Source organism: Marinobacter shunpengi (assembly GCF_045449715.1).
Lineage (GTDB): Bacteria > Pseudomonadota > Gammaproteobacteria > Pseudomonadales > Oleiphilaceae > Marinobacter.
In genome coordinates this window covers 17,038-39,667 of record NZ_JBJJLA010000027.1, presented here as the reverse complement: position 1 = coordinate 39,667, position 22,630 = coordinate 17,038, and the positions used below count along the sequence as shown (strand labels likewise).

The window sequence follows — 22,630 nt, the reverse complement described above, 5'->3', positions numbered from 1 at the left end:
CGCTGTTAATGTTTGCCCAGAGTAAGGTCTGTCCTGATTGGCTGCCAGTTACGATCCTGTAAGAGGGTGTCGTCAACGACGACGGTCGCACCAGGGCGGCCTATCACCCCACCATCCAGCCCAAACCCTCGACTGTACGGGCTTTTGGGCGATATTCCGCACTGACCCAACCAGCATACCCCGCTTCGTCCAGCGCCTCAAAGATGGACCGGAAGTTAATCTCCCCGGTACCCGGTTCGTGCCGGCCCGGGTTATCGGCAAACTGGATGTGACCGATGCGGGGCATCAGGCGCCGCAGGGTACGGATCAGGTCACCTTCCATAATCTGCATATGGTACAGGTCGTATTGCAGGCGCAGGTTGTCGGCACCCACCTCATCCATCAAACGGATCACCTTGTCGGAGGTGTCCAGCAGGAAACCCGGCATATCCACCCGCGAGTTGATGGCCTCCAGGCACAGGGTGATACCCTCTTCCCCCAGACGCCGCGCCGCATGGGTGACGTTGTCACGCAGGGTTTCCCAGAGCCGGCCCTGATCCGCTTGCGGCGGTACAAGCCCGGACAGGCAGTTGAGCCGCTGGCAGCCAAGGGCACGGGCATAGCGGATGGCGTCGTCGACACCGGCGCGGAACTCCTCCTCACGGCCGGGCAGGCAGGCGATACCGCGCTCACCGGCATCCCAGTCCCCCGGCGGCAGATTGAACAGCACCTGGGTCAGGTCATGCTCCTGCAACCGCCTGGCCAGCTCAACCTCGGGCCAGGCATAGGGAAACAGGTATTCCACACCGTCAAAGCCCGCCTGGCGGGCGGCGGCGAACCGCTCCTCGAACGGCACTTCGTTGAACAGCAGGGTCAGGTTGGCAGCAAAACGGGGCATGGCGTCAGTCCCTGCCCCCGACCCCGGAGCGACCACCACCCAGGCGGACGCCGTTGACGTGTTCCAGTTCCAGCAACAGTCCGCTGTGGTCCACATCCGCATGACCATTGGCCACCAGCGACAGGTAACCGTTGTGGGCCTGCTGGGCCAACGGCAGGGTGAGCCCTTCCGCCCGGGCCTCGTCCAGGATCATGCACAGGTCCTTGAGCTGGATACGGGCGGGGGCACCGGGGGCGAAATCCCGGTCAATCATCCGCTGGCCGTGCTGCTCCAGTATCCGGCTACCGGCGAAGCCGCCCATCAGCGCCTCCCGTACCGCTTCCGGATCGGCGCCACCCCGGGCCGCCAGCAACAGCGCCTCGGAAACCGCGCCGATGGTGACACCAACGATGGCCTGATTGGCCAGCTTCGCAAGCTGGCCGGCACCCACCGGGCCGATATGGGTCACCTTGCCCAGTGCCGACAATGCCGGCGCAGCCTTCTCCAGGTCAGTGGTGATTCCTCCGGCCATGATACTGAGGGTTCCGGCTTCGGCACCCCGGGTGCCGCCGGATACCGGGGCATCCAGGTAGCCCGCGCCCCGTTCCGCCGCCAGCGAACCGTGCCGGCGCGCCAGGGAGGGCTGCACGGAGCTCATGTCCACCAGTACGGCACCGGCCTTCAACGCGTCCATGGCACCCTGCCGGATCAGCACATCGTCCACCACGTCGCCGTTCTCCAGCATGGTGATGACGATATCGGCATCGGCGACCGCCTCTGCCGGGCTGGCGGCAATACCGGCCTGCTCCCTGAACGGCTCACACTTGCTGGCGGTACGGTTCCAGAGGGTCATGGGAAATCCGGCATCCAGCAGGTTGCGGGTCATGGGGGCGCCCATCAGGCCGATGCCCAGGAAGGCGATGTGGGGAGTTGGCATTGAGTGTTCCATCCGGTTAATTCGTTAACTGACCTAGTGTTCCACCGTAGATTAACGAATTCACCAGACAGGAGACCAGTTTCGCTGCAAACAAAAACGCCACCAGCGGGTGCTGGTGGCGTTGTGGAGCTTTCGCCTGGTTGGTCAGTCGGGCATCAGGCCGCCTCGGCCATCCGCGTCCTGATCTTCTTCATGGCGTTCTTCTCGAGCTGGCGGATGCGCTCGGCGGACACGCCATACTTGTCGGCCAGTTCATGGAGCGTGGACTTGCTCTCCGACAACCAGCGTTCCCGCAGGATATCCTGGCTGCGCTCGTCCAGGGTTTCCAGGGCCTGCATCAGGCGACCGTTGGAATCCTCAGTCCAGTCGGACTGCTCCAACTGGGTGGCCGGGTCACCGCGTTTGTCTTCCAGATAATAGGCCGGCGCCTGGTAGGCGTGGTCATCGTCATCGTCCTGGGGACCGTCGAAGGCCGTGTCCTGGGAGGCCAGGCGGCCCTCCATTTCCCGTACCACGCGGGGTTCCACACCCAGGTCGTTGGCCACGGCGTTGAGTTCTTCCTGGTTCAGCCACGCCAGCTTTTTCTTCTGGCTGCGCAGGTTGAAGAACAGCTTGCGCTGGGCCTTGGTGGTGGCCACTTTCACGATGCGCCAGTTGCGCAGGATAAACTCGTGAATCTCAGCCTTGATCCAGTGCACGGCAAAGGACACCAGACGAACCCCATACTCGGGGTTGAAGCGCTTGACGGCCTTCATCAGACCGACATTCCCTTCCTGGATCAGGTCCGCCTGGGCCAGGCCGTAACCGGAATAACTGCGGGCAATGTGGATCACAAAGCGCAGGTGCGACAGTACCAGCGTGCGCGCGGCGTCCACATCGCCTTCGTAGTGAAGACGTTCAGCAAGTTCACGCTCTTCGTCTGCGGATAATACCGGGATCTGACTGGCCGCCTGGATGTAGGATTCCAGGTTGGCACCGGGAACCAGGCGATCAGCCAATTGTAGACTCGTACCCATTCGTATCCTCCGTACTTGGCAGCCTGAAAATATATCAACTCAAACTATGACAGCCAAGTTTCTGATTAGTTCCGCAATCCGCACGCTACACCAGCAATCCATAACCTGTGGTCAGACTGCGATAAACGGTCACAAAGCGCCGTTTTCATGGTACCCCGGCGACCGAACGCCAGCGAGTACCTGTTACCCTACGTAACATAGAGCCGGTCCGCCGGATGCAGCCATACGGTGTTTCCCGTACAAGGGTTTACATCAGCAGCACCCGTCACCACATGACATTGTGCGTTCAGGTTAGCACAGCCAGGGCGACAACAAATTAACAAGCCTTTAAAATGATAGCCAGCCGTCATGCACCGGCGATTTCACCGGGCTCTATGGCATCCAGATGACGTCGCACTGCCAGCCAGGCGCCCAGCCAGCCCAGGGCCACCGCCACCAGCAAGAGCCCGGCGGCACCATCCAGGGGCAGCCCACCAAGGGCAAAATCACTGTTATACAGCACCGCCAGCTCCCGGACCGGCCCGTTGAGCCACCAGATGGACAACTGCAGGATCAGCAGCGCCACCACGCCGCCGCCCAGCCCATACCAGGCGCCGGTATAGAGGAATGGGCGACGCACAAAGGCGTCGGTGCCCCCCACCAGCTTGGCCACCAGGATCTCATCGCGACGGTTTTCGATCGCCAGCCGGATGGTGTTGCCAATCACCAGGATCACCGCCGCCGCCAGCAGCAGGGTCAGCACCCACACGGCCCGGGCAATCAGATCGGTCATGGCCGCCAGCCGCTGCAACCAGCCCAGGTCCACCTGCACCCGCGCCACCTGGTTCCCCGATTCCAGAGCATCGGCCAGGGTATCCACACCCGATGCGGTCCGGGCCTCATCCACAGGCGTTACCAGTAACGTATGGGGCAGAGGATTCTCATCCAGGTAGTCCAGGGCATCCGCCAGGCCCGACTCGGCGCGGAATTCCGCCAGTGCCTCGTCCCGGTGGATCATCACCACCTCGGCCACATCATCACGGCCTGACACCCGCTCCTGTAACTCCCGGGCTTCCGCGTCCGACACCTCGTCTGCCAGGTAGACCGTCACCCGGGCGGCACTCTCCCAGCCGGCGCTGACGCCCTGCAGGCTCGACAACAGCAACAACAGGCCCACCGGCAGCGCCAGGGCAATGCCCATCACCGCCCAGGTCATGGTACTGGCCACCGGGGCCTGCCACAGCCGGCGCGCGCTGTCCTTCGCCACCTTCAGGTGATGGGAGCGGTAGCCAGCCAGTATGGAGGCCAGGGACGAACGGGAACGACCGGCCCCACGGGCCCGGCGCTCGCCTGACGGGCGCTCCTGTCGACTCATGATCTCGCTCCCGCCGTCGCCGCCTGGCCAGTCTTCAGCTCTCCATGGGACAGGGTCAGACGTCGCCGCCCCATGGACTCGATCAGGGCGATATCGTGGGTGGCGATCAGCACCGTGACACCCACCTGGCTGAACTGTTCGAACAGATGCATGATGTCTGCCGACAGCTCCGGGTCCAGGTTACCGGTGGGCTCATCCGCCAACAGTACCGGCGGTTTGTTGACCACGGCTCGGGCGATGCCCACCCGCTGTTGCTCACCACCGGAAAGCTGGATCGGGTTCATCCGTTCCTTGCTCAGCAGCCCCACCTTGTCCAGGGCCGCCCTCACCCGGCGGCCGATATCCTGATGGGGTACCCCCATCACCTCCAGGGGCATGGCCACGTTGTCGAACACAGTGCGGTCGAACAGCAACTGGTGGTTCTGGAACACGGCGCCGATATGGCGTCGAACGTAGGGAATCTGCCGACGGGGCATAGTGTTGAGCAACTGGCCACCCACCACCACCTTGCCGGCAGACGGACGCTCCATCAGCAGGATCAGCTTGAGCAGGGTACTCTTACCGGCACCGGAATGGCCGGTGAGGAAGGCGAGCTCCCCCCGGTCCAGCTCAAAGGATACATGCCGCAACGCGGTGTGATCGCTGTCGTAACGCTTGGTGACCTGCCGAAACTCAATCATTGCGGCCTACTTCCATATCCAGTGCCAGCCGGATCACCCCACAGGGGGATCTCTCAGTCATCAAACCGTTCAGTCATCAAACAATGCATCCACGAAGGTTTCCGGCTCGAACGGCCGCAGGTCTTCCACCTGCTCGCCCACTCCGATGTAGCGGATGGGCAGGCCAAGCTGACGGGCAATGGCGAAGACAATGCCGCCCTTGGCGGTGCCATCCAGCTTGGTCAGGGTAATGCCGGAAACCCCCACCGCCTGCTGGAACACCTGGGCCTGACTGAGGGCGTTCTGGCCGGTGCCGGCGTCCAGCACCAGCATCACCTCGTGGGGTGCCGACTCGTCCAGCTTCTTCATGACCCGAACCACCTTTTCCAGTTCGGCCATGAGATTGTCCTTGTTCTGCAGTCGCCCCGCTGTGTCCGCTATCACGACATCCGTACCCCGGGCCTTCGCGGACTGCACTGCATCGTAGATCACCGAGGCACTGTCGGCCCCGGTGTGCTGGGCGATCACCGGCACTTCGTTGCGTTCCCCCCAGACCTGCAACTGCTCCACGGCCGCCGCCCGGAAGGTGTCCCCGGCGGCCAGCATCACGCTGCGGCCTTCCTTCTGGAACTGACGGGCCAGCTTGCCAATGGTGGTGGTCTTGCCCACACCGTTCACGCCTACCATCAGCATGACCCAGGGCTTCTTGCTGGTGTCGATGGCCAGCGGCTCACGGCTGCCATCAAGCAGGTGACGAAGCTCATCCTTCAGCGCCGCCTTGAGGGCCGCGCCCTCCTTGAGCTGGCTGCGGTTCAGCTTCTCGGTCAGGGAGTCGATAATCTCGGTGGTGGCAGTGACGCCGACATCCGCCATCAGCAGGGTGGTTTCGACCTCCTCCAGCAGGTCTTCGTCCACCTTGCCGGAGAACAGACCGGACAGGCCGGAACCCAGGTTTTCCCGGGTTTTGCCAAGACCGGACCGTATACGCTGGAAAACGCTGACTTTCTTTTCGGGCTCTGGCTCTGGCTCTGGCTCTGGCTCTGGCTCTGGCTCTGGCTCTGGCTCTGGCTCTGGCTCCCTGACAGGCTGGGGCTCCTCAGCGGGACTGACCACCGTCTCCTCGGAAACCGGAACGTCGTCCGCCGAGGGCGCCACTTCGGGTTTCGCCTTTTCCCGATCATGGACTTCCGGGGCCGGTCCCCGTCCGGCTTCGGGTTTACGCTGGGGAACCGGTTTCGGGCGGGGCGCCGATGCCCGCCGGCCAGCCACATCCACCACAAAGGCCAGTACCAGCAGCACCAGCAGGCCGATCAGAATCCACTCTGCCATCATTTGTCTTACCATGTTTGCTGGAGGGTCAGCCGCCCAACAGGCGTCTGCGCGGTAGGAAATCGCAGACAGCCAACAGGGCCGCTGTTCAGGAAAGCGCCCATTCTAGCGGCAGGGGCGTTCCGGGTCCAAACCTGCCTGCAATTCCGCTACCATGAGCGTCCCGACCGCGACCACCGGATCTCCCCATGCCCCGACAGTCCCGAAAAATCCGCCCATCCGGCCCCCGACGCCCGCAGCTGCACGGCCAGGGCGAACTGCGCATTATCGGTGGCGACTGGCGCAGCCGGGTGCTGCGCTTTCCGGACGAGGGCGGCGTCCGCCCCACCCCGGCCCGCACCCGTGAAACCCTGTTCAACTGGCTCCAGTTCCAACTGCCCGGCAGCCGGTGCCTCGACCTGTTCAGCGGCAGTGGTGTACTGGGACTTGAGGCCCTGTCCCGGGGGGCCGACCGGGTCACCTTTGTCGACCATACCCCAGCCCTGGCGCGGGCCCTGCGGGACAATCTGCGACTGTTGAAATCGGACCGGGGCGAGGTGGTTTGCGGGGACGTGCAGGCGTTCCTGCAGCAGCCAGCCGACCGGGCGCTGGATATCCTGTTCATGGACGCACCCTTCCGGCAGGGCTGGCTTGAAGCGCTGATGCCCCTCATTGCGGATAATGGCTGGGTTACGACGGGCAGCCGGATTTACCTGGAATACGAAAGTGACCGGGCCGCTCCGGCGGTCCCGGAACACTGGCACCTGCACCGCAGCAAGACCGCGGGGCAGGTCACCTATGCCCTGTACCAGGTATCAGATCCTCAGGAGGCCGGACGCAACGAATAGGCCCGCAGGTGGGCAGCGAAGTCCTCTAGGTAACGGATACCGCTGGCCTCCGCCTCCCGGCACCAGGCCATCAGCGCCTGCAGCTTGTCCTGGGGCTTGAGCCCACGACGGCGCCAGAGTGCCTGCAACTCCTGGTTCATGTCGTAGATCTGTCGCAGCACCGGGTAGGTTTCCAGCACAGACTCCAGGTGCACCTGCTCCTGGGGCTGGATCAGCGAGCTTTCCCGGGACAGCAGCTTCTTCACCCGGCGGTAGCGCGGGCGGATGGTACCGTCCATCAGCGACTTCTGTTGCCGTAACACGGGCTCCATCACCCGCTTGCGGTACTGGCGCATGATATCGAAACGGTTGTTGGCAATGGCCTGCACCGTATCCACATCCACCTCCTGTTTGCCGGGCACCCAGTGCACGACGGGCCGATGCCCCTTGGGATGCGCCAGCCCCAGCACCTGGAACAGGCGGATATAGCCCCAGCCCATGTCGATCTCGTACCAGCGCCGGGACATCTTGGAGGAATTGGGATAGGTATGATGATTGTTGTGCAACTCCTCGCCGCCAATAAGAATGCCCAGCGGGGCAATATTGCGGGCATTGTCGCGGCACTCGAAGTTGCGATAACCAACGTAGTGACCCAGACCGTTCACGACACCGGCCGCCCACACGGGGATCCACATCATCTGAACCGCCCAGATCCAGATGCCGTGAACACCGAACAGCGCCAGGTTCAACACGAACATCAGGGCAATGCCCAGGTTGCGATGGCGGGTATAAAGGTTGCGCTCGACCCAGTCATCCGGCGTATTCTTGCCGAAACGTTCCAGGGTTTCCGGTGTTGTAGCCTCCGCGTATAGTTCAGCCCCTTCGAACAGGACCTTGCGGATACCCTTGACCACCGGACTGTGGGGGTCGTTCTCGGTTTCGCAGGTGGCATGGTGCTTACGGTGGATGGCCGTCCACTCTTTGGTATTGATACTGGTGGTCAGCCACAGCCAGAAGCGGAAAAAATGCTTCAGCACCGGGTGCAGGTCCAGCGAATTGTGGGCGGAATGACGGTGCAGGTAGAGCGTGACACTGACGATAGTGACATGGGTCAGCGCAAGGGTGACGACCACCAGCTGCAGCCAGGACAGGCCAAGAAGACCATTGTACCACATAGAAAACCTCAACTTATTGAAATAACGCCGTTTCTCAACTCTCGGCGATACCGTCCCCATATCGAGGACTGAGTATCACTCTAGCGTACACCTGTTCGCTGAAACAACGGGATTTACACGACGTTTTGTTACGGTTTGATTAGGAGCATTTCCACCGTGCCTGAACTACCTGAAGTTGAAACCACCCGCCGGGGCATCTCGCCCCACAGCGAAGGCAAACAGGTCGCGGAACTGGTGATCCGTGACCCACGCCTGCGCTGGCCGGTACCGGATGACCTGCCACAACGACTGGCCGGCCACACCCTGCGGGAAGCGGACCGGCGGGCCAAGTACCTGCTGCTGCGGTTTGACCACGGCACCGTCATTGTCCACCTGGGCATGTCCGGCAGCCTGCGCGTGATTACTGACGATAGCGCCCCGACGAAGCATGACCACATAGACCTGGTATTCACCGACGGCACCCGCTTGCGCTTCAACGACCCACGGCGCTTTGGGTGCTGGCTGTGGGATGACACCCCCGATACCCACCCGCTGCTTGCCAGCCTGGGCCCGGAACCCCTGGGCGCTGATTTCAGCGGCCCCTACCTGTTCCGCAGATCCCGGAACCGCAGGACACCGATCAAGAGCTTCCTGATGGACAACCGCATTGTGGTGGGCGTGGGCAACATCTACGCCAACGAGGCCCTGTTCAAGACCGGCATCCACCCTAACCGGCCCGCCGGCCGGATCAGCGCCGCCCGCTACCACCAGCTGTGCGAGGCGATCCGGGAAACCCTGAGCGCCGCCATCCTGATGGGCGGCACCACCTTGCGGGATTTCGTCAACAGCGAAGGCAAGCCGGGCTATTTTTCCCAGTCGCTACTGGTCTACGGTCGTGGTGGCCTTCCCTGCGTGGAGTGCCAGCGCCCGCTGCGGGAGGTTCGCATGAACCAGCGCAGCACGGTCTACTGCACCCGGTGTCAGCGATAATCCCCATTGAAGCGCCCACCTAACTGGGGCACCCTGAAACCTCAACCCGACAGATGGCAGTGGCACTATGATTGACTGGTCCCGCGCAGACCATGTGTTCCTGGATATGGACGGAACGCTCCTGGACCTGCACTTCGACAACCACTTCTGGCTGGAGCACCTGCCCCGCCGATACGCGGAAAAACACCGGATGACCGCTGACCAGGCCCGCGACCTGGTGGTTCCCATGATCATGGCCGAGCGGGGCACCCTCAACTGGTACTGCACCGATTACTGGAGCGACCGGCTGGAACTGGACATCACCGCCCTCAAGGCCGAGGTGGGCGACCGCATTGCCTACCGGCCCCAGGTCCGGGAATTCCTCCTGGCACTGCGCGAGAACCGCCTCAAGCCGGTCATCCTCACCAACTGCCATCCGGATCCGCTGCGCCTGAAACTGGACCGCACCGGGCTGGACCGGTTGGTGGACGACGTCATCTCCAGCCACGATCTCGGCGCTGCCAAGGAAGACCAGGCCTTCTGGGACAGCCTCCTGAACCGGCTGCCCCACGACCGGGAGCGGGCCATCATGGTGGACGACAGCATCCCGGTGCTGGAGAGCGCCCACCGCGCCGGCATCGGCCAGTGTCTGACCATCCTGTCGCCGGACAGCCAGCAGCCTGACCGGGCACCTCACCCGGACATTCCCGCCGTGGCGCACTTTGCCGAGGTGCTGCCGACACTGCGGGTGAATGCCCCTGCCATCCCGGAAACAGGACCGTTATAATAGGGCTGGAATCCCTCATTGCCTGCGGAGGATCATGAGCTCAAAAAGCCAGGACACCGGCAAGTCCCAGGTTCGCCTCGACAAGTGGCTGTGGGCCGCGCGCTTCTACAAGACCCGCACCCTGGCCAAGGAAGCCATCGAGGGCGGCAAGGTCCACTACAACGACCAGCGCTGCAAACCCGGCAAGACCGTGGAAACCGGGGCCATGGTGAAACTGCGTCAGGGCTGGCAGGAAAAGATCGTGATCATTGACGGCATCTCGGATAAACGGCGCGGCGCCCCCGAGGCCCAGACCCTGTACCACGAGACCGAGGACAGCGCCCGTCGGCGGGAGGAGTTGTCCTGGCAACGCAAGACCATGCAGGCGGCGCAACTGCCCCCGGCCCGTCGGCCCACCAAGAAGGACCGCCGCGACCTGCAGAAATTCCGCGAGCAGCAGGGGCTCTAGTGAGCCAACGGCACCCCGCCCGTATTGATACAGGATTTCCAATGCAAGCCAAAGACCAGTTCCGCAAGTTCCTCTTCGAACACAGCCAGATCCGGGGCGCCTGGGTGCACCTGACCGACAGTTACGGCGAGATCCTTGCCCAGACCCGCTACCCGACCCCGGTCACCCGGCTGCTAGGGGAATCACTGGCAGCCAGCGTACTCATGAGCAGCACCCTCAAGTTCCACGGCACCCTGTCACTGCAGGCCAATGGTGACGGCCCAGTGACCACCCTGCTGGCGGAATGCAGCCACGACCGTCATATCCGCGGCATCGCACGTTTCGAGGATGCCGACGGCCCCCGCGGCGACAACCTCAATGAACTGCTGGGCCAGGGCCGTATGGCCATCACCATCACCCCGGAACAGGGCCAGCGTTACCAGGGCGTGGTTCCACGGGAGTCGGACACCCTGGCCGGCGCGCTGGAGGAATACTTCGAACGCTCGGAGCAGCTTGCCACCCGCCTGTTTCTGTTCGCCGACGGCGAGCAATGCGCCGGCCTGCTGCTGCAGCGCCTGCCTGGCGCCACCGAGGAAGACAACGAACTCTGGGAGCGGGTGGCCCACCTGGCCGCTACCATCAGCGCCGACGAACTGCTGGGCCTGGACAGTGAAACCGTCCTGCACCGCCTGTTCCACGAAGAGGAAGTGCGCCTGTTCGACCGGGAACCCGTGGCCTTCCGCTGTACCTGTAGCCGTGAGCGCACCCTGGCGGCCCTGCAGTCCCTGGGCAGAGATGAGTGCTACAACATTCTGGAAGAACAGGGTAGCATCGAGATGGACTGTCAGTTCTGCCATGCCCACTACCAGTTCCAGCGCATCGATATCGACCAGTTGTTCTCCGGCCATACGTTGCACTGAAGCGGCATTATCAGAGCGTTCAGGCAAAACGGAACTTCAGCCCGCCCGCCAGCTGTAATAGGGGCTCTCGGGCTGTCGTTTTTTAGGGCCGCCTCTGGCATAATAGCGCGCCTGAATTGACCCGACTGTTCATAATTCCGCCAACCCGCTGCTGTTCCGGGGGCACGTGGGCCGAACAGTCCAAAGACACCTTGAGGGCGAGGTCGAAGTGAGCACAACCTATACTGATCTGAGCTCAGCGCGATTGGTCGAGCTGGCACTGGAAAGACAAGAAGGTCAACTGGCCGCCAACGGTTCGCTGGTCGTCAAGACCGGCAAGCGCACCGGCCGTTCACCGATGGACCGGTTCATTGTTCAGGAACCCGGTACGGAGAACTCCGTCCACTGGGGACCGATCAACCGGCCCTTTGACCCGGACAAATTCAATGCACTGTGGGACCGCGTGGAAAGTTACCTGTCCGCCAAGGAGCACTTCCTCTCCCACGTGCACGTAGGCTCGGACCCGGCACACTACCTGCCGGTGCAGATGCGCACGGAAACCGCCTGGCAGAACCTGTTCGGCCGCAACCTGTTCATCCGCCCGGACAGCTACAACCCCTCTGGCAAGGACGAGTGGCAGATCCTCAACGCCGCCAATTTCGAGTGCGACCCGGACCGGGACGGCACCAACAGCGATGGCTGCGTGATGATCAACTTCGCCGAGCGCAAGGTGCTGCTGGCCGGTATGCACTACGCCGGCGAAATGAAGAAGGCCATGTTCTCGGTGCAGAACTTCCTGCTGCCGGAGAAGGACGTGCTGCCCATGCACTGCTCCGCCAACGTGGGCGATGACGGCGACACCTGCCTGTTCTTCGGCCTGTCCGGCACCGGCAAGACCACCCTGTCCGCCGACCCGGACCGTTACCTGATTGGTGACGACGAGCACGGCTGGGGCACCGGCACCGTGTTCAACATCGAGGGTGGCTGCTACGCCAAGTGCATCGACCTGAGCAAAAAGAACGAGCCGATTATCTGGGACGCCATCCGCTTCGGCGCCATCGTGGAGAACGTGGTCATCGACCCGGACACCCGCGAGCCGGACTACACCGATGTCTCCCTAACCGAAAACTCCCGTTGCGCCTACCCGCTGGAGCACGTCGAGAAGCGCGTCGAGGAGAACCGTGCCGGTGAGCCGTCCCACATTGTCTTCCTGACCTGCGACATGACCGGCGTACTGCCGCCCGTGTCCATCCTCAGCAAGGAAGCCGCGGCCTACCACTTCCTGAGCGGTTACACCGCGCTGGTGGGCTCCACCGAGATGGGGTCCTCCTCCAAGCTGAAGTCCACCTTCTCCACCTGCTTCGGCGCCCCGTTCTTCCCGCGCCCGGCCGGCGTTTACGCCGAGCTACTGATGAAGCGGATGGAAGCCTTCGGCAGCAAGGTGTTCCTGGTCAACACCGGCTGGACCGGCGGCCCCTACGGCGTGGGTGAGCGCTTCAGCATCCCCACCACCCGGGGCATCATCAGCGCCATCCAGAACGGCGACCTGGACAACGCGGAAACCGAGCACCTGCCCACCCTGAACCTGGACGTGCCCAAGGCGGTTCCCGGCGTCGACAGCAACCTGCTGAACCCCCGCAACACCTGGGCCAGCACCGAAGACTACGACGCCAAGGCGAAAGAACTGATCGGTCAGTTCGTGGAAAACTTCAAGAAGTTCGACGTCTCCGACGCCATCGTGGCAGCCGGCCCGAAGCTGTAAACGCAACCGGCTGAACGAAAAAAGCGCCCTGCCTCAAGGCACGGCGCTTTTTTTATACCTGCGGGCCCAAGGCCTCACGCAACGTTATCCCAGCCTGTAGGCCACCTGCCCTTCACATACGGTCCAGTGCGCAACACCTGTCAGGGCCTGCCCCGATACCGGCGCATGCAGTCCACGGGACAGAATACTGTCCGGAGTCGCCTGCCACTGACCAACGAGATCCCATAGGCTGAAACTGGCTTCGCCGCCCTGCTCCAATCCGCCGGTAACGCCAATGACACTGGCGGGACCATCAGTGAGGGCTCGCACCAGGGCCGCCAACGACAACTCTTTCCGCTCCACCAGCGATAGCCCCATGGAAAACACGCTCTCCACGGTGGACAGTCCCGGCTCGCTCACCCCGAGGGGCGCCTGCTTGGCGGCCGAATCGTGGGGCTGGTGCTGGCTGACGATGGCGTCGATGACGCCGTCTTCCACGCCCTGCAGCAGGGCCTTGCGGTCAGCCTCTGTGCGCAGGGGCGGCACCACATGGTAGCGGCTGTCAAAGCCGGACAGGGCCTCTTCGGTAAACAGCAACTGGTGCATGGCCACATCGGCGGTGACCGCCACGCCACGATTCCTGGCGTCGGCCACCATGTCCACACTGCGGGCACAGGACAGTTGGCCCAGGTGCAGACGCACGCCGGTTTCCTCCGCCAGCAGCAGCATTTCCATCACGGCGGCGGTTTCCGCCACTTCCGGCACACCCAGCAAGCCGAGGCGGGCCGCCACCTTGCCGTCGTGGGCGTAGCCGTCTGCGGCCAGGGCCTGATTAACCGGCTGAAGCATCAGGGTCAGGTCGAAGGTGCGGGCATAGGCCATGCAACGGCGCAGGATGCGGGCATTGGCCATGGCCTGGCTGCCATTGCTGAAGGCCACGCAGCCGGCATTGCTGAGCCCCACCATATCGCTGAGCAGTTCGCCGGCCAGGCCCCGGGTGGCAGCGCCCACAGGCAACACGCGGATGGCCGCTTTGGTCCGGGCCACATCGCGGATCAGGTTGGTGACCGCGCCGGAGTCGTTCACCGGCGAGGTATCCGGGGACGCACACACGTTGGTGAAACCGCCCCGGGCGGCAGCCCGGGTTTCGGAGGCGATATTGCCTTTCTGGCCGTTACCCGGCTCCCGAAGATTGCAGCACAGGTCCACAAAGCCGGGCAACAGGGTCAGATCGCTGGCGTCGATTACCGTGTCGGCAGATTCAGCCAGGGGGCCAGAGCCCATGGACTGTATCACCCCATCCCGCACCAGCAGATTAACGGTGGCATCCTCACCCGGCAGCCGGGCGTTGTCGATACGCAGGCTGGCGCTCATTGCTCACCTCCCTGCTGACGGGCCCTGGCAGTTCGATCCGCCACCTGGCCACTCATGGCCATGGACATGACCGCCATGCGGATAGCAATCCCGTTGGTCACCTGGTTGAGGATCACCGACTGGGGCCCGTCCGCCACCGCGGATTCAATTTCCACGCCCCGGTTGATGGGACCCGGATGCATCACGATGCAGTCGGGTTTGGCCAGCGCCAGCTTTTCAGTATCCAGGCCGTAGAGGCGGTAGAATTCCCGCTCGCTGGGCAGTAATGCGCCTTCCATCCGCTCTTTCTGCAATCGCAGCATGATCACCACATCCAGGTCGTCCATACCACGACGCATATCGTATTCCACGGTACAACCCAGGCTGTCCACGTCCGCCGGCAGCAGTGTACCCGGCGCAATCAGGCGCACCTCTTGGGCGCCCAGTGTCTGCAGGGCTCGGATCTGGGAGCGGGCCACCCGGGAATGCAGGATATCCCCCACGATGGCGACTTTCAGACCCTCAAAGCGCTGCTTGTGCTGGCGGATGGTGAGCATGTCCAGCATGGCCTGGGTGGGGTGGGCATGGCGGCCATCGCCGGCATTGATGATAGCCACGCCAGGGGTCACCGATTCGGCGATAAAGTGGGGCGCCCCGCTCTGGGAGTGACGCACCACGAACATGTCGCTGGCCATGGCCTCCAGGTTGAGCAGGGTATCCGACAGGGATTCCCCCTTGGAGGTGGCGGAGGTATTGATGTCCAGGTTGAGCACGTCCGCCGACAGGCGCTTGGCGGCCAGCTCGAAGGTACTGCGGGTGCGGGTACTGGACTCGAAGAACAGGTTGACCACGGTACGACCCCGCAGCAGGGGCACCTTCTTGATAGTGCGCTCCCCCACCTCGATAAACGAATCCGCGGTGTCGAGGATATCGGTGAGCATGGCCTGGTCGAGGCCATCCAGGGTAATGAAGTGCCGCAACTGGCCCTCGTCGGTCAATTGCAGTTTCCGGGACGCCTGGTCATGGGCACTGAGCGGGGCCGCCACGGTCATGCCTTTACCTCCCGCACTTCAATCTTCAGGGGGGCCGGGCCCACCAGCTTGACTCTCTGAGTCGATGGCAGCTCAAGGCGGTGAGCCACCACATCCGGCTGGATGGGCAGGTCGCGCCCACCCAGGTCAATCAGCGCCACCAGGGTAATGGAACTGGGCCGCCCGTAATCGAACAGCTCGTTCATGGCGGCGCGAATGGTACGGCCACTCATCACCACATCATCCACCAGTACCAGGTCCCGGTCCTCGGTTTCGAATGGCAAGTGGGAAGGGGTGACCCGGGGGTTGAGGCCAATTCGACTGAAATCGTCCCGGTAGAAGGAAATGTCCAGCTCGCCGAAAGGCTCATCCAGCCCCAGGCGCCGGTGCAGTTCCCGGGCAATCCAGACGCCGCCGGTACGGATGCCTACCAGCAGGGGGTCGGCAATGCCCCTGTCACTCAGGGTGTCCCTCAACGACTGCTCCAGGCTGTCGAGCAGTGCCGGAACCTCGGGTATGTCGGTCATGGTGGCGTCAGCCTCCGCTACATCAGTTATTCAGGTCGGGTGCGCTGGTGGTTGAACCAGCTCTCCAGGATCAGCACCGCCGCCAGGTCGTCCACGCCATGGCGACCGAAATCGCTGCTGCCGCCCTCTGCCAGCACCGCTTCCTTGGCCTCGAAGCTGCTCAGGCGTTCATCCATCATCTCCACCGGTACATGGAAGCGGCCATGGATACGCTTGCCGAACTTCCGCGCCCGGGCGCACATATCGCTTTCGGTGCCATCCATGTTCAGAGGCAGGCCAACCACCACCAGGTCCGGGAGCCATTCCCCGATCAGGGATTCAATCCGGTCCCAGTCAGGGATGCCGTCACGGGCGGGTATCATGGTGACCGGACGGGCCGAGCCCAGCAGTTCCTGACCGCAGGCAACACCGATGCGACGCAGGCCGAAATCAAAGGCCAGCACCTGGCGCTGGCGCGCGGTGCCGGAATCTGCCTCAGGCATGGCCCACCGACTGGTCGAGCTGGCCCGGCTCAATACCCATCCGGGCCAGTACGGACCGGTAGCGGTCCTGCCAGGGGGTGTCGAAGAGGATGGCCTCACTGGCCGGACAGGTGAGCCAGGCGTTGCCGGCGAGCTCGTCCTCCAACTGGCCGGCGCTCCAGCCGGAGTAGCCCAGGGCCACCAGGTAGCGCTCAGGGCCCACGTCGTTGCCAATGGCCTGGAGGATATCCCGGGAGGTGGTCACCTGGAGGCCATCGCTCATGGTGACCGTGCTCTGCCATTCCCGACCCTGTGGGTGCAGCACGAAGCCCCGCTCCTGCTGGACCGGGCCGCCGGCGTAGACCGGCTCTTCCAGGTGGCCGCCATCCATGTCCAGTTGCTCCAGGATTTCTCCCAGGGACACGTCCAGCGGCTGATTGATCAGCAGGCCAAAGGTGCCATCGGCATCGTGATCGCAGATATAGACAATCCCGCCATGAAAGTTGGGGTCGCCAAGCCAGGGCGACGCCACCAGGAACTGCCCCTTCAGGTTCTGGGTCGGCTGCGTGTCTCCGCTCATCCTGATGTCAGCCCCCGGCGCTGGAAGGACCAGGTGCGTATGATTTCAAGCTCATCGGTTTTCTCCCGCATTTCATCCGGGAACGGCGCAAACGGCGCCGCCAGGCGAATAATGCGAATGGCGGCGTCGTCCAGTACCGAGCTGCCGGAAGATTCAAGAATGCTCACTTCCTTGACCGTACCATCCTTACGCAAGGATACCAGCAAACGCAGGTCGCCGTAGATACCCTGGGTACGCGCTTCCGGGGGGTAGTTGCTGTTGCCTACCCGGGTGATCTTGTCCACCCAGTTGCGCACGTACCAGGCATTGGACGATTGCAGGGTGGATGCGGCGGTCACCCGGGTGACCCGGGGCCGGCGGGCGTAGGCCTGCTGCTGGGCATCCAGCCGCGCCTCCAGGCTGGCGATCTCCAGGCTGCGCTCCATCAGGCTTTTCTTTTCGGCAACCGGCAGATCTTCCTCCGGCGGCTCCTCCACCTCCTCACGGGCTTCGGCGGTTTCGGACCGGGCCTGTGCCTGCACCACTTCACGCTCTTCCCGGGGCTGACGCTCGGTCACCGTGGGCGGCACTGGCTGCACCTGCTCCACTTCACGGGCGTTGACCTCCGCCATTTCGGTGGTGGTCTGCTCCAGCTTCTCTTCCGCGTCGCCGCTGCCCTGCTGGTTGCTGGCGGCCAGGAAGTCGGCCTCGTCCGGCGCCTTCTGGTCCTCGAACCGGGACAGGGTGATTTCCATGGTGGAGGCGCTTGTGGCGGGCTCCTCGGGGGCAAAGGTCACCCCCAACAGCACCACCGCATGCACCGCGAGCGCCATGAACAATGTAAACATCAGGCGATCATTCGCCGTGACCTGTGCTGCCATTCCTGCCACTTCCAGGGGGTTTCCTATTCAGGTGTCGTCACAAACAACCCATTATCCCAGACGACGCTCGATGGCATCCATGAGCTGGCCCGCAATATCGATACCGAACGCCCGGTCCAGTTCCCGCACGCAGGTGGGGCTGGTGACGTTGATCTCCGTGAGGTAGTCGCCGATGACATCAATACCCACAAAGATCAGGTTTTTCTCCTTCAGCACCGGCGCCACCCGCGCACAGATCTCCCGGTCACGGGCGGTGAGCTCCCGGCCCTCACCGCGCCCGCCGGCGGCCAGGTTGCCACGATTCTCGCCCACGGAGGGGATGCGGGCCAGGGCGTAGGGTACCGGCTCACCGTCGATCAGCAGGATGCGCTTGTCGCCGCCCTCGGTAATCTCGGGAATGTACTTCTGGGCCATGCACTGGTGCTGACCGTCATTGGTCAGGGTTTCGATGATAACACCCAGGTTGAAGTCGTTCTCACGGATGCGGAAGATCGACTTGCCGCCCATGCCGTCCACGGGCTTCATGATGACGTCACCGTGTTCGTGGTAGAACCCCCGCAGGCGATCGGCGGACCGGGTTACGATCAGCGGTGGCGTGCAGTCCTCGAACTGGGTCGCGAACAGCTTCTCGTTGCAGTCCCGCAACGCCTGAGTCGGGTTGACCACCAGACAACCCTGGCGCTCCGCCGCTTCCAGGATGTAGGTAGCCATGAGGAATTCCCGGTCCACCGGCGGATCCTTGCGCATGAGAATGACGTCCAGGTCGCCCAGGGCCACATCCGCCTCACGGCCGAAGGTGTACCAGTCCTCCGGGTCCATGCGCACGTCCAGCTCCCGGACACTGGCCCGGGCCTGGCCGCCCTTCATATAGAGGTCGGGCAGCTCCATGTACTCGATCTGCCAGCCCCGCTGCCGTGCGGCCCACAACATGGCCAGAGAAGTGTCTTTCTTGAAATGGATATCCTGGATCGGATCCATCACCACGCCGATTCTCAGAGTCATCGAATATCCCCGGTCAATTGATGAAAAACAGGAACCCGTCTACAGAGCATACTTGTTAAACAGTGCTATGCTGAGCAGGAGCCCAAGAATAAGCCGCTGGCACAGTCAGGGCCTATTCGGAAGTTCCGTGAATGGTATTGCACCCGGCCCAGGAATGCACCTGCCATTGCCTGGCGCCGGAAAACCGTCACTGCCGGCGGCCCAAACTGTGCGCGTGTACAATACGTCACAAACAAAAACTTTGTTGCAGGTCACGAATAACCTATAAATAGAGCGGCTTGATAGCACACCTTCACTTTGTGTGTTAAAAAGCGAATCTCTGAATACCGACACCCGCAGAGCGCAAGGCAGTTGCACAATGGACGACAACTTCGAGAACCTGAAAATCATGGTGATCGACGATAGCAAGACTATCCGTCGCACCGCAGAGACGCTGCTCAAAAAAGTTGGCTGCGAAGTAATCACCGCGACCGATGGCTTTGATGCGCTCGCCAAGATAGCCGATTCCCATCCCGACATCATTTTCGTGGACATCATGATGCCGCGGCTGGATGGTTATCAGACCTGCGCCCTGATCAAGAATAATTCTGCCTTCCGCAAGACGCCCGTTATCATGCTGTCGAGCAAGGACGGGCTGTTTGATAAAGCCAAAGGGCGCATTGTCGGGTCGGACCAGTACCTGACCAAACCCTTCAGCAAGGACGAGCTGCTTAACACAATTCGCCAGTATGTTCCCCAGGCGGAACAGTGAGTCCATGCTGTAAAGAGAACCATTGAGGATAACATGGCCCGTATTCTGATCGTTGACGACTCCCCCACCGAAATCAAGAAGATCTCCACCATCCTGGAGAAGCACAAGCATGAAGTTCTGACGGCCGACAACGGCGCCGACGGCGTCGCCATGGCCCGGGCCGAGAACCCGGACCTGGTCCTGATGGATGTCGTCATGCCCGGACTGAACGGCTTCCAGGCCACCCGACAACTGACCCGTGCTCCTGAGACCGCTTCCATCCCGGTGGTCATCGTGACCACCAAGGACCAGGAAACCGACCGCGTCTGGGGTACACGCCAGGGCGCCAAGGGGTATCTGGTCAAGCCGGTCAACGAAAGTGACCTGATCAGCACTATCGAGAGCCTCGTTTCCTGATCCGTCCCATGGAGTAAGCATGTCTGCCCAGGCCGCACCCTTTGCCGTATTGACGGATATTGCCCGGCGAAGCCGGTCCCTGGCGGCCGGCCTGCCGGAACAGCAGCAAGCCGTTACCCTCTGGAATGGTATCGGCTTCATGCTGGCCGGCCAGCGCTACGTCGCCCCCATGGGCGAGGTCGTGGAAATCCTTCACGTCCCCCGCTACACCCATGTACCGGGGGTCCGTCCGTTTATGCTGGGTGTGGCCAATGTCCGTGGCCGCCTGCTTCCCCTGATCGACCTGGCCCATTTTTTCGGTCTGCCACGGGGCGCCCGCAGCAACCGGGACCGCCGCATCCTGGTGGTGGAGCAGGACGATATTTTCACCGGCCTGGTAGTCGATGACGTGGCGGGCATGCAGTATTTCGCCGAGGACAGCTTTCAGGCCCATCCTGGCGAGGTTCACGAGGCGGTCCAGCCGTTCGTCCAGGGCGGTTACGTCCGTGACGATGAAACGTGGAACGTGTTCTCAACTTTTGCGCTAATCGATGATGAGCGCTTTCTGGATGTGTCACAGTGGTAATGTTTACGGCCGTGCCGGCATCGCTGGCCGACTTACCCTCTGAAACCTAATTGCCAATAAGAGAAGAGGCCGGGAGCCAAAGATGAAAAACAAAGCCGGAAGATTCAGCATGGGACAGGGCGCCAACAAGCTTGTTGCCGGCCTGATCGCAACGCTGATCGTACTGACCGTGCTGCTCGTTGTGGTGCTGTTCATTGTGAACCAGGACAGCCAGAACGATCAGGAATACATCGCCTACTCCGGTGAACTGCGGGTACTGTCCCAGGAGATCACCAGTAACGCCACCGAGGCCGCGGACGGCAACGCGGAAGCATTCGCCCGGCTCCAGGGCAGCCGCAACGAGTTCTCCGAGCTGTGGGGTTACATCCTGGAAGGTAATCCGGAAACCGGCCTCCCGGCCAGTAACCTGGCCGCCGAGAGCGAAGTCCAGCCTTACTGGGATACCGTTCGCGACAACGCCGACCGTATCGTGAACACCAAGGACGACGTACTCGCCCTGCACGAAGTGGCAAACCGGCTCAACAGCACCATTCCCAACCTGCAGCGGGACTATCGTGACATCGTCACGGTACTGCTGGACAATGGCGCCCCGGCCCAGCAGGTGGCCCTGGCCCAGCGCCAGTCACTGCTGGCGGAACGTATTGCCCGGGCGGTAAACAGCGTACTGTCCGGTGACGAGGACGCGGTCGTGGCCGCCGACCGTTTTGGTCGTGACGCTACCGAATTCGGTCGTATCCTTCAGGGTCAGCTCGAGGGCAACCCGGCCCAGAACATCTCCCGCATCGATATTGAGGAAGCCCGTTACGGCCTGGAAGCCATCCAGGAACAGTTCCAGTTCGTGTCCCAGAACATCGACGCCATCCTGGACGCCTCCCCCTACCTCAAGCGGGTCCGTGAAGCCTCCAACGAGATCTTCCAGAACTCCCAGCTGCTGCTGCAGGAAATCTCCACCCTGGCGAACAACTTTGCCAACCAGGCAGGCGCCCGGATTATCAGCCCGCTGCTGGCCTACCTGATCCTGGCCCTGATGGTGGCCACCGTTGTTGCCATCGGTGTGGTTCTCTACCGTGCTGCCCAGGAGCGCCTGGCGACTACCCAGGCCCAGAACGAGCAGAACCAGAACGCGATCCTGCGACTGCTGGACGAACTGGCCGACCTGGCCGATGGTGACCTGACCACCGAGGCCACGGTAACCGAAGACTTCACCGGCGCCATCGCCGACTCCATCAACTACGCCATCGACCAGATGCGCGGCCTGGTACAGGCCATCCGGGGCACGGCGGTACGGGTTGCATCCGCCGCCCAGGAATCCCAGTCCACCGCCATGCAACTGGCCGACGCCTCCGAGCACCAGGCCCAGGAAATCGCCGGCGCCTCCGCGGCGGTGAACGAGATGGCGGTGTCCATCGACCAGGTATCCTCCAACGCCGCCGAATCCACCGCGGTTGCGGAGCGCTCGGTTGCCATCGCCAAGAAAGGCGCCGAGGTGGTACAGAACACCATCCGCGGCATGGATAACATCCGTGAGCAGATCCAGGAAACCTCCAAACGGATCAAGCGTCTGGGTGAGTCTTCCCAGGAAATCGGCGACATCGTATCGCTGATCAACGACATCGCCGACCAGACCAACATCCTGTCCCTGAACGCTGCCATCCAGGCCTCCATGGCCGGTGACGCAGGCCGGGGCTTCGCGGTGGTTGCCGACGAGGTTCAGCGCCTGGCGGAACGTTCCTCCGCGGCAACCAAGCAGATCGAGGCACTGGTCAAAACGATCCAGTCGGATACCAACGAAGCGGTTATCTCCATGGAACACACCACCGCCGAGGTGGTCCGTGGTGCACGCCTGGCGCAGGACGCCGGTGTTGCCCTGGAGGAAATCGAGAACGTATCCATGAGTCTGGCGGAACTGATCCAGAACATCTCCAACGCCGCACGCCAGCAGGCGTCCTCGGCGGCCCACATCTCCAACACCATGAACGTCATCCAGGAAATCACCTCCCAGACGTCCTCCGGTACCAATGCCACCGCGCAGTCTATCGGTAACCTGGCCGAGATGGCTTCCGAACTGCGGTCTTCCGTTGCCGGCTTCACCCTGCCGGAGGAAGAGTCCGCCGATACCATGGACAGCGAGGAAGACAGCAACGTACCGGTGGTCAGCTGACCACCCTGG

24 protein-coding genes are annotated in these 22,630 nt (G+C 62.7%); 10 read left to right on the top strand and 14 right to left on the bottom strand.

Annotated features, from left to right (window positions below; genetic code table 11):
* Positions 1-103: 103 nt before the first annotated feature.
* The 6 genes from hyi to ftsY all read right to left on the bottom strand — a co-directional run bounded on the left by hyi (position 104) and on the right by ftsY (position 6,154).
* On the bottom strand, positions 104-877 hold the full coding sequence (gene hyi / locus ACJO3T_RS18810; protein ID WP_406965341.1) for a hydroxypyruvate isomerase: 774 nt from the start codon (positions 875-877) through the stop codon (positions 104-106).
* Positions 878-881: 4 nt separating this feature from the next.
* Positions 882-1,793 (bottom strand): NAD(P)-dependent oxidoreductase, encoded by a 912-nt coding sequence (locus ACJO3T_RS18805; protein WP_406965340.1) that lies wholly within the window; start codon positions 1,791-1,793, stop codon positions 882-884.
* Positions 1,794-1,948: 155 nt separating this feature from the next.
* Complete coding sequence (gene rpoH / locus ACJO3T_RS18800) at positions 1,949-2,809, bottom strand: RNA polymerase sigma factor RpoH (protein WP_406965338.1); 861 nt, start codon at positions 2,807-2,809, stop codon at positions 1,949-1,951.
* Between the two features lie 346 nt (positions 2,810-3,155).
* Positions 3,156-4,163 carry a permease-like cell division protein FtsX gene (gene ftsX, locus ACJO3T_RS18795; RefSeq protein WP_406965337.1) on the bottom strand — a complete coding sequence of 336 codons (1,008 nt, stop codon included), beginning with the start codon at positions 4,161-4,163 and terminating at the stop codon, positions 3,156-3,158.
* Positions 4,160-4,843, bottom strand: coding sequence for a cell division ATP-binding protein FtsE (gene ftsE, locus ACJO3T_RS18790; RefSeq protein ID WP_406965335.1), 684 nt, complete (start codon positions 4,841-4,843; stop codon positions 4,160-4,162). The genes ftsX and ftsE overlap by 4 nt, the downstream gene beginning before the upstream one ends.
* 69 nt (positions 4,844-4,912) lie before the next feature.
* Positions 4,913-6,154: a signal recognition particle-docking protein FtsY gene (gene ftsY / locus ACJO3T_RS18785; RefSeq protein ID WP_406979470.1), complete on the bottom strand. Its 1,242-nt coding sequence runs from the start codon at positions 6,152-6,154 to the stop codon at positions 4,913-4,915.
* A 185-nt stretch (positions 6,155-6,339) separates the two neighbouring features.
* Here ftsY and rsmD point away from each other — a divergent pair, with 185 nt between their 5' ends.
* A complete protein-coding gene (rsmD, locus tag ACJO3T_RS18780) occupies positions 6,340-6,978 on the top strand; it encodes a 16S rRNA (guanine(966)-N(2))-methyltransferase RsmD (RefSeq protein WP_406965332.1) in 639 nt (212 codons plus the stop codon).
* Here rsmD and ACJO3T_RS18775 read toward each other — a convergent pair.
* Positions 6,954-8,132 (bottom strand): DesA family fatty acid desaturase, encoded by a 1,179-nt coding sequence (locus tag ACJO3T_RS18775; protein ID WP_406965331.1) that lies wholly within the window; start codon positions 8,130-8,132, stop codon positions 6,954-6,956. The two genes, rsmD and ACJO3T_RS18775, sit on opposite strands and share 25 nt — an antisense overlap.
* Before the next feature lie 156 nt (positions 8,133-8,288).
* Between ACJO3T_RS18775 and mutM the strand changes: the two genes are divergently transcribed.
* From mutM to ACJO3T_RS18750, 5 genes are all read left to right on the top strand, one after another.
* Positions 8,289-9,101, top strand: a complete 813-nt coding sequence (gene mutM, locus ACJO3T_RS18770) for a bifunctional DNA-formamidopyrimidine glycosylase/DNA-(apurinic or apyrimidinic site) lyase (RefSeq protein ID WP_406965330.1) — start codon at positions 8,289-8,291, stop codon at positions 9,099-9,101.
* 67 nt (positions 9,102-9,168) lie between these two features.
* Positions 9,169-9,867 (top strand): GMP/IMP nucleotidase, encoded by a 699-nt coding sequence (gene yrfG / locus ACJO3T_RS18765; protein ID WP_406965328.1) that lies wholly within the window; start codon positions 9,169-9,171, stop codon positions 9,865-9,867.
* A gap of 34 nt (positions 9,868-9,901) precedes the next feature.
* The gene (gene hslR / locus ACJO3T_RS18760; protein ID WP_406965327.1) at positions 9,902-10,315 is read left to right on the top strand and encodes a ribosome-associated heat shock protein Hsp15; all 414 of its coding nucleotides are present in this window, start codon (positions 9,902-9,904) and stop codon (positions 10,313-10,315) included.
* Between the two features lie 41 nt (positions 10,316-10,356).
* Positions 10,357-11,214 carry an Hsp33 family molecular chaperone HslO gene (gene hslO, locus ACJO3T_RS18755; protein ID WP_406965326.1) on the top strand — a complete coding sequence of 286 codons (858 nt, stop codon included), beginning with the start codon at positions 10,357-10,359 and terminating at the stop codon, positions 11,212-11,214.
* 166 nt (positions 11,215-11,380) lie between these two features.
* Positions 11,381-12,955, top strand: a complete 1,575-nt coding sequence (locus ACJO3T_RS18750; protein WP_406965324.1) for a phosphoenolpyruvate carboxykinase — start codon at positions 11,381-11,383, stop codon at positions 12,953-12,955.
* Between the two features lie 84 nt (positions 12,956-13,039).
* Here the strand turns inward: ACJO3T_RS18750 and ACJO3T_RS18745 are convergent, their stop codons facing one another.
* From ACJO3T_RS18745 to gshB, 7 genes are read right to left on the bottom strand one after another with little or no spacing between them, the layout of a single operon-like run.
* Positions 13,040-14,308 carry a dihydroorotase gene (locus ACJO3T_RS18745; protein WP_406965323.1) on the bottom strand — a complete coding sequence of 423 codons (1,269 nt, stop codon included), beginning with the start codon at positions 14,306-14,308 and terminating at the stop codon, positions 13,040-13,042.
* A complete protein-coding gene (locus ACJO3T_RS18740; RefSeq protein ID WP_406965321.1) occupies positions 14,305-15,339 on the bottom strand; it encodes an aspartate carbamoyltransferase catalytic subunit in 1,035 nt (344 codons plus the stop codon). Before ACJO3T_RS18740 ends, ACJO3T_RS18745 begins: the two co-directional genes overlap by 4 nt.
* The gene (gene pyrR, locus ACJO3T_RS18735) at positions 15,336-15,845 is read right to left on the bottom strand and encodes a bifunctional pyr operon transcriptional regulator/uracil phosphoribosyltransferase PyrR (protein WP_406965319.1); all 510 of its coding nucleotides are present in this window, start codon (positions 15,843-15,845) and stop codon (positions 15,336-15,338) included. Before pyrR ends, ACJO3T_RS18740 begins: the two co-directional genes overlap by 4 nt.
* Positions 15,846-15,871: 26 nt before the next feature.
* Positions 15,872-16,327, bottom strand: a complete 456-nt coding sequence (gene ruvX / locus ACJO3T_RS18730; protein ID WP_406979469.1) for a Holliday junction resolvase RuvX — start codon at positions 16,325-16,327, stop codon at positions 15,872-15,874.
* A complete protein-coding gene (locus tag ACJO3T_RS18725) occupies positions 16,320-16,886 on the bottom strand; it encodes a YqgE/AlgH family protein (RefSeq protein ID WP_406965317.1) in 567 nt (188 codons plus the stop codon). Before ACJO3T_RS18725 ends, ruvX begins: the two co-directional genes overlap by 8 nt.
* On the bottom strand, positions 16,883-17,746 hold the full coding sequence (locus ACJO3T_RS18720) for an energy transducer TonB (protein ID WP_406979467.1): 864 nt from the start codon (positions 17,744-17,746) through the stop codon (positions 16,883-16,885). The genes ACJO3T_RS18725 and ACJO3T_RS18720 overlap by 4 nt, the downstream gene beginning before the upstream one ends.
* A 51-nt stretch (positions 17,747-17,797) precedes the next feature.
* On the bottom strand, positions 17,798-18,748 hold the full coding sequence (gene gshB, locus ACJO3T_RS18715) for a glutathione synthase (RefSeq protein ID WP_406965315.1): 951 nt from the start codon (positions 18,746-18,748) through the stop codon (positions 17,798-17,800).
* A 358-nt stretch (positions 18,749-19,106) separates the two neighbouring features.
* Between gshB and pilG the strand changes: the two genes are divergently transcribed.
* The 4 genes from pilG to ACJO3T_RS18695 all read left to right on the top strand — a co-directional run bounded on the left by pilG (position 19,107) and on the right by ACJO3T_RS18695 (position 22,621).
* Positions 19,107-19,499, top strand: a complete 393-nt coding sequence (pilG, locus tag ACJO3T_RS18710) for a twitching motility response regulator PilG (RefSeq protein WP_091852009.1) — start codon at positions 19,107-19,109, stop codon at positions 19,497-19,499.
* Between the two features lie 33 nt (positions 19,500-19,532).
* Complete coding sequence (pilH, locus tag ACJO3T_RS18705) at positions 19,533-19,895, top strand: twitching motility response regulator PilH (RefSeq protein ID WP_406965313.1); 363 nt, start codon at positions 19,533-19,535, stop codon at positions 19,893-19,895.
* A 19-nt stretch (positions 19,896-19,914) separates the two neighbouring features.
* The gene (locus ACJO3T_RS18700; protein WP_406965311.1) at positions 19,915-20,460 is read left to right on the top strand and encodes a chemotaxis protein CheW; all 546 of its coding nucleotides are present in this window, start codon (positions 19,915-19,917) and stop codon (positions 20,458-20,460) included.
* An 82-nt stretch (positions 20,461-20,542) separates the two neighbouring features.
* Positions 20,543-22,621, top strand: a complete 2,079-nt coding sequence (locus ACJO3T_RS18695; RefSeq protein WP_406979465.1) for a methyl-accepting chemotaxis protein — start codon at positions 20,543-20,545, stop codon at positions 22,619-22,621.
* Positions 22,622-22,630 lie beyond the last annotated feature (9 nt).

What these genes read in the sequence shown, in the direction of transcription:
- hslO (WP_406965326.1), top strand. Translation starts at nt 10,357, where the DNA reads ATGCAAGCCAAAGACCAGTTCCGCAAGTTCCTCTTCGAACACAGCCAG.
- ruvX (WP_406979469.1), bottom strand. Translation starts at nt 16,327, where the DNA reads ATGCCTGAGGCAGATTCCGGCACCGCGCGCCAGCGCCAGGTGCTGGCC.
- hyi (WP_406965341.1), bottom strand. Translation starts at nt 877, where the DNA reads ATGCCCCGTTTTGCTGCCAACCTGACCCTGCTGTTCAACGAAGTGCCG.
- hslR (WP_406965327.1), top strand. Translation starts at nt 9,902, where the DNA reads ATGAGCTCAAAAAGCCAGGACACCGGCAAGTCCCAGGTTCGCCTCGAC.
- ACJO3T_RS18720 (WP_406979467.1), bottom strand. Translation starts at nt 17,746, where the DNA reads ATGGCAGCACAGGTCACGGCGAATGATCGCCTGATGTTTACATTGTTC.
- rpoH (WP_406965338.1), bottom strand. Translation starts at nt 2,809, where the DNA reads ATGGGTACGAGTCTACAATTGGCTGATCGCCTGGTTCCCGGTGCCAAC.
- ftsE (WP_406965335.1), bottom strand. Translation starts at nt 4,843, where the DNA reads ATGATTGAGTTTCGGCAGGTCACCAAGCGTTACGACAGCGATCACACC.
- ACJO3T_RS18805 (WP_406965340.1), bottom strand. Translation starts at nt 1,793, where the DNA reads ATGCCAACTCCCCACATCGCCTTCCTGGGCATCGGCCTGATGGGCGCC.
- ftsY (WP_406979470.1), bottom strand. Translation starts at nt 6,154, where the DNA reads ATGATGGCAGAGTGGATTCTGATCGGCCTGCTGGTGCTGCTGGTACTG.
- ACJO3T_RS18700 (WP_406965311.1), top strand. Translation starts at nt 19,915, where the DNA reads ATGTCTGCCCAGGCCGCACCCTTTGCCGTATTGACGGATATTGCCCGG.
- ACJO3T_RS18745 (WP_406965323.1), bottom strand. Translation starts at nt 14,308, where the DNA reads ATGAGCGCCAGCCTGCGTATCGACAACGCCCGGCTGCCGGGTGAGGAT.
- rsmD (WP_406965332.1), top strand. Translation starts at nt 6,340, where the DNA reads ATGCCCCGACAGTCCCGAAAAATCCGCCCATCCGGCCCCCGACGCCCG.
- gshB (WP_406965315.1), bottom strand. Translation starts at nt 18,748, where the DNA reads ATGACTCTGAGAATCGGCGTGGTGATGGATCCGATCCAGGATATCCAT.
- ACJO3T_RS18725 (WP_406965317.1), bottom strand. Translation starts at nt 16,886, where the DNA reads ATGAGCGGAGACACGCAGCCGACCCAGAACCTGAAGGGGCAGTTCCTG.
- ftsX (WP_406965337.1), bottom strand. Translation starts at nt 4,163, where the DNA reads ATGAGTCGACAGGAGCGCCCGTCAGGCGAGCGCCGGGCCCGTGGGGCC.
- ACJO3T_RS18775 (WP_406965331.1), bottom strand. Translation starts at nt 8,132, where the DNA reads ATGTGGTACAATGGTCTTCTTGGCCTGTCCTGGCTGCAGCTGGTGGTC.
- ACJO3T_RS18695 (WP_406979465.1), top strand. Translation starts at nt 20,543, where the DNA reads ATGAAAAACAAAGCCGGAAGATTCAGCATGGGACAGGGCGCCAACAAG.
- pilG (WP_091852009.1), top strand. Translation starts at nt 19,107, where the DNA reads ATGGACGACAACTTCGAGAACCTGAAAATCATGGTGATCGACGATAGC.
- yrfG (WP_406965328.1), top strand. Translation starts at nt 9,169, where the DNA reads ATGATTGACTGGTCCCGCGCAGACCATGTGTTCCTGGATATGGACGGA.
- ACJO3T_RS18740 (WP_406965321.1), bottom strand. Translation starts at nt 15,339, where the DNA reads ATGACCGTGGCGGCCCCGCTCAGTGCCCATGACCAGGCGTCCCGGAAA.
- pyrR (WP_406965319.1), bottom strand. Translation starts at nt 15,845, where the DNA reads ATGACCGACATACCCGAGGTTCCGGCACTGCTCGACAGCCTGGAGCAG.
- pilH (WP_406965313.1), top strand. Translation starts at nt 19,533, where the DNA reads ATGGCCCGTATTCTGATCGTTGACGACTCCCCCACCGAAATCAAGAAG.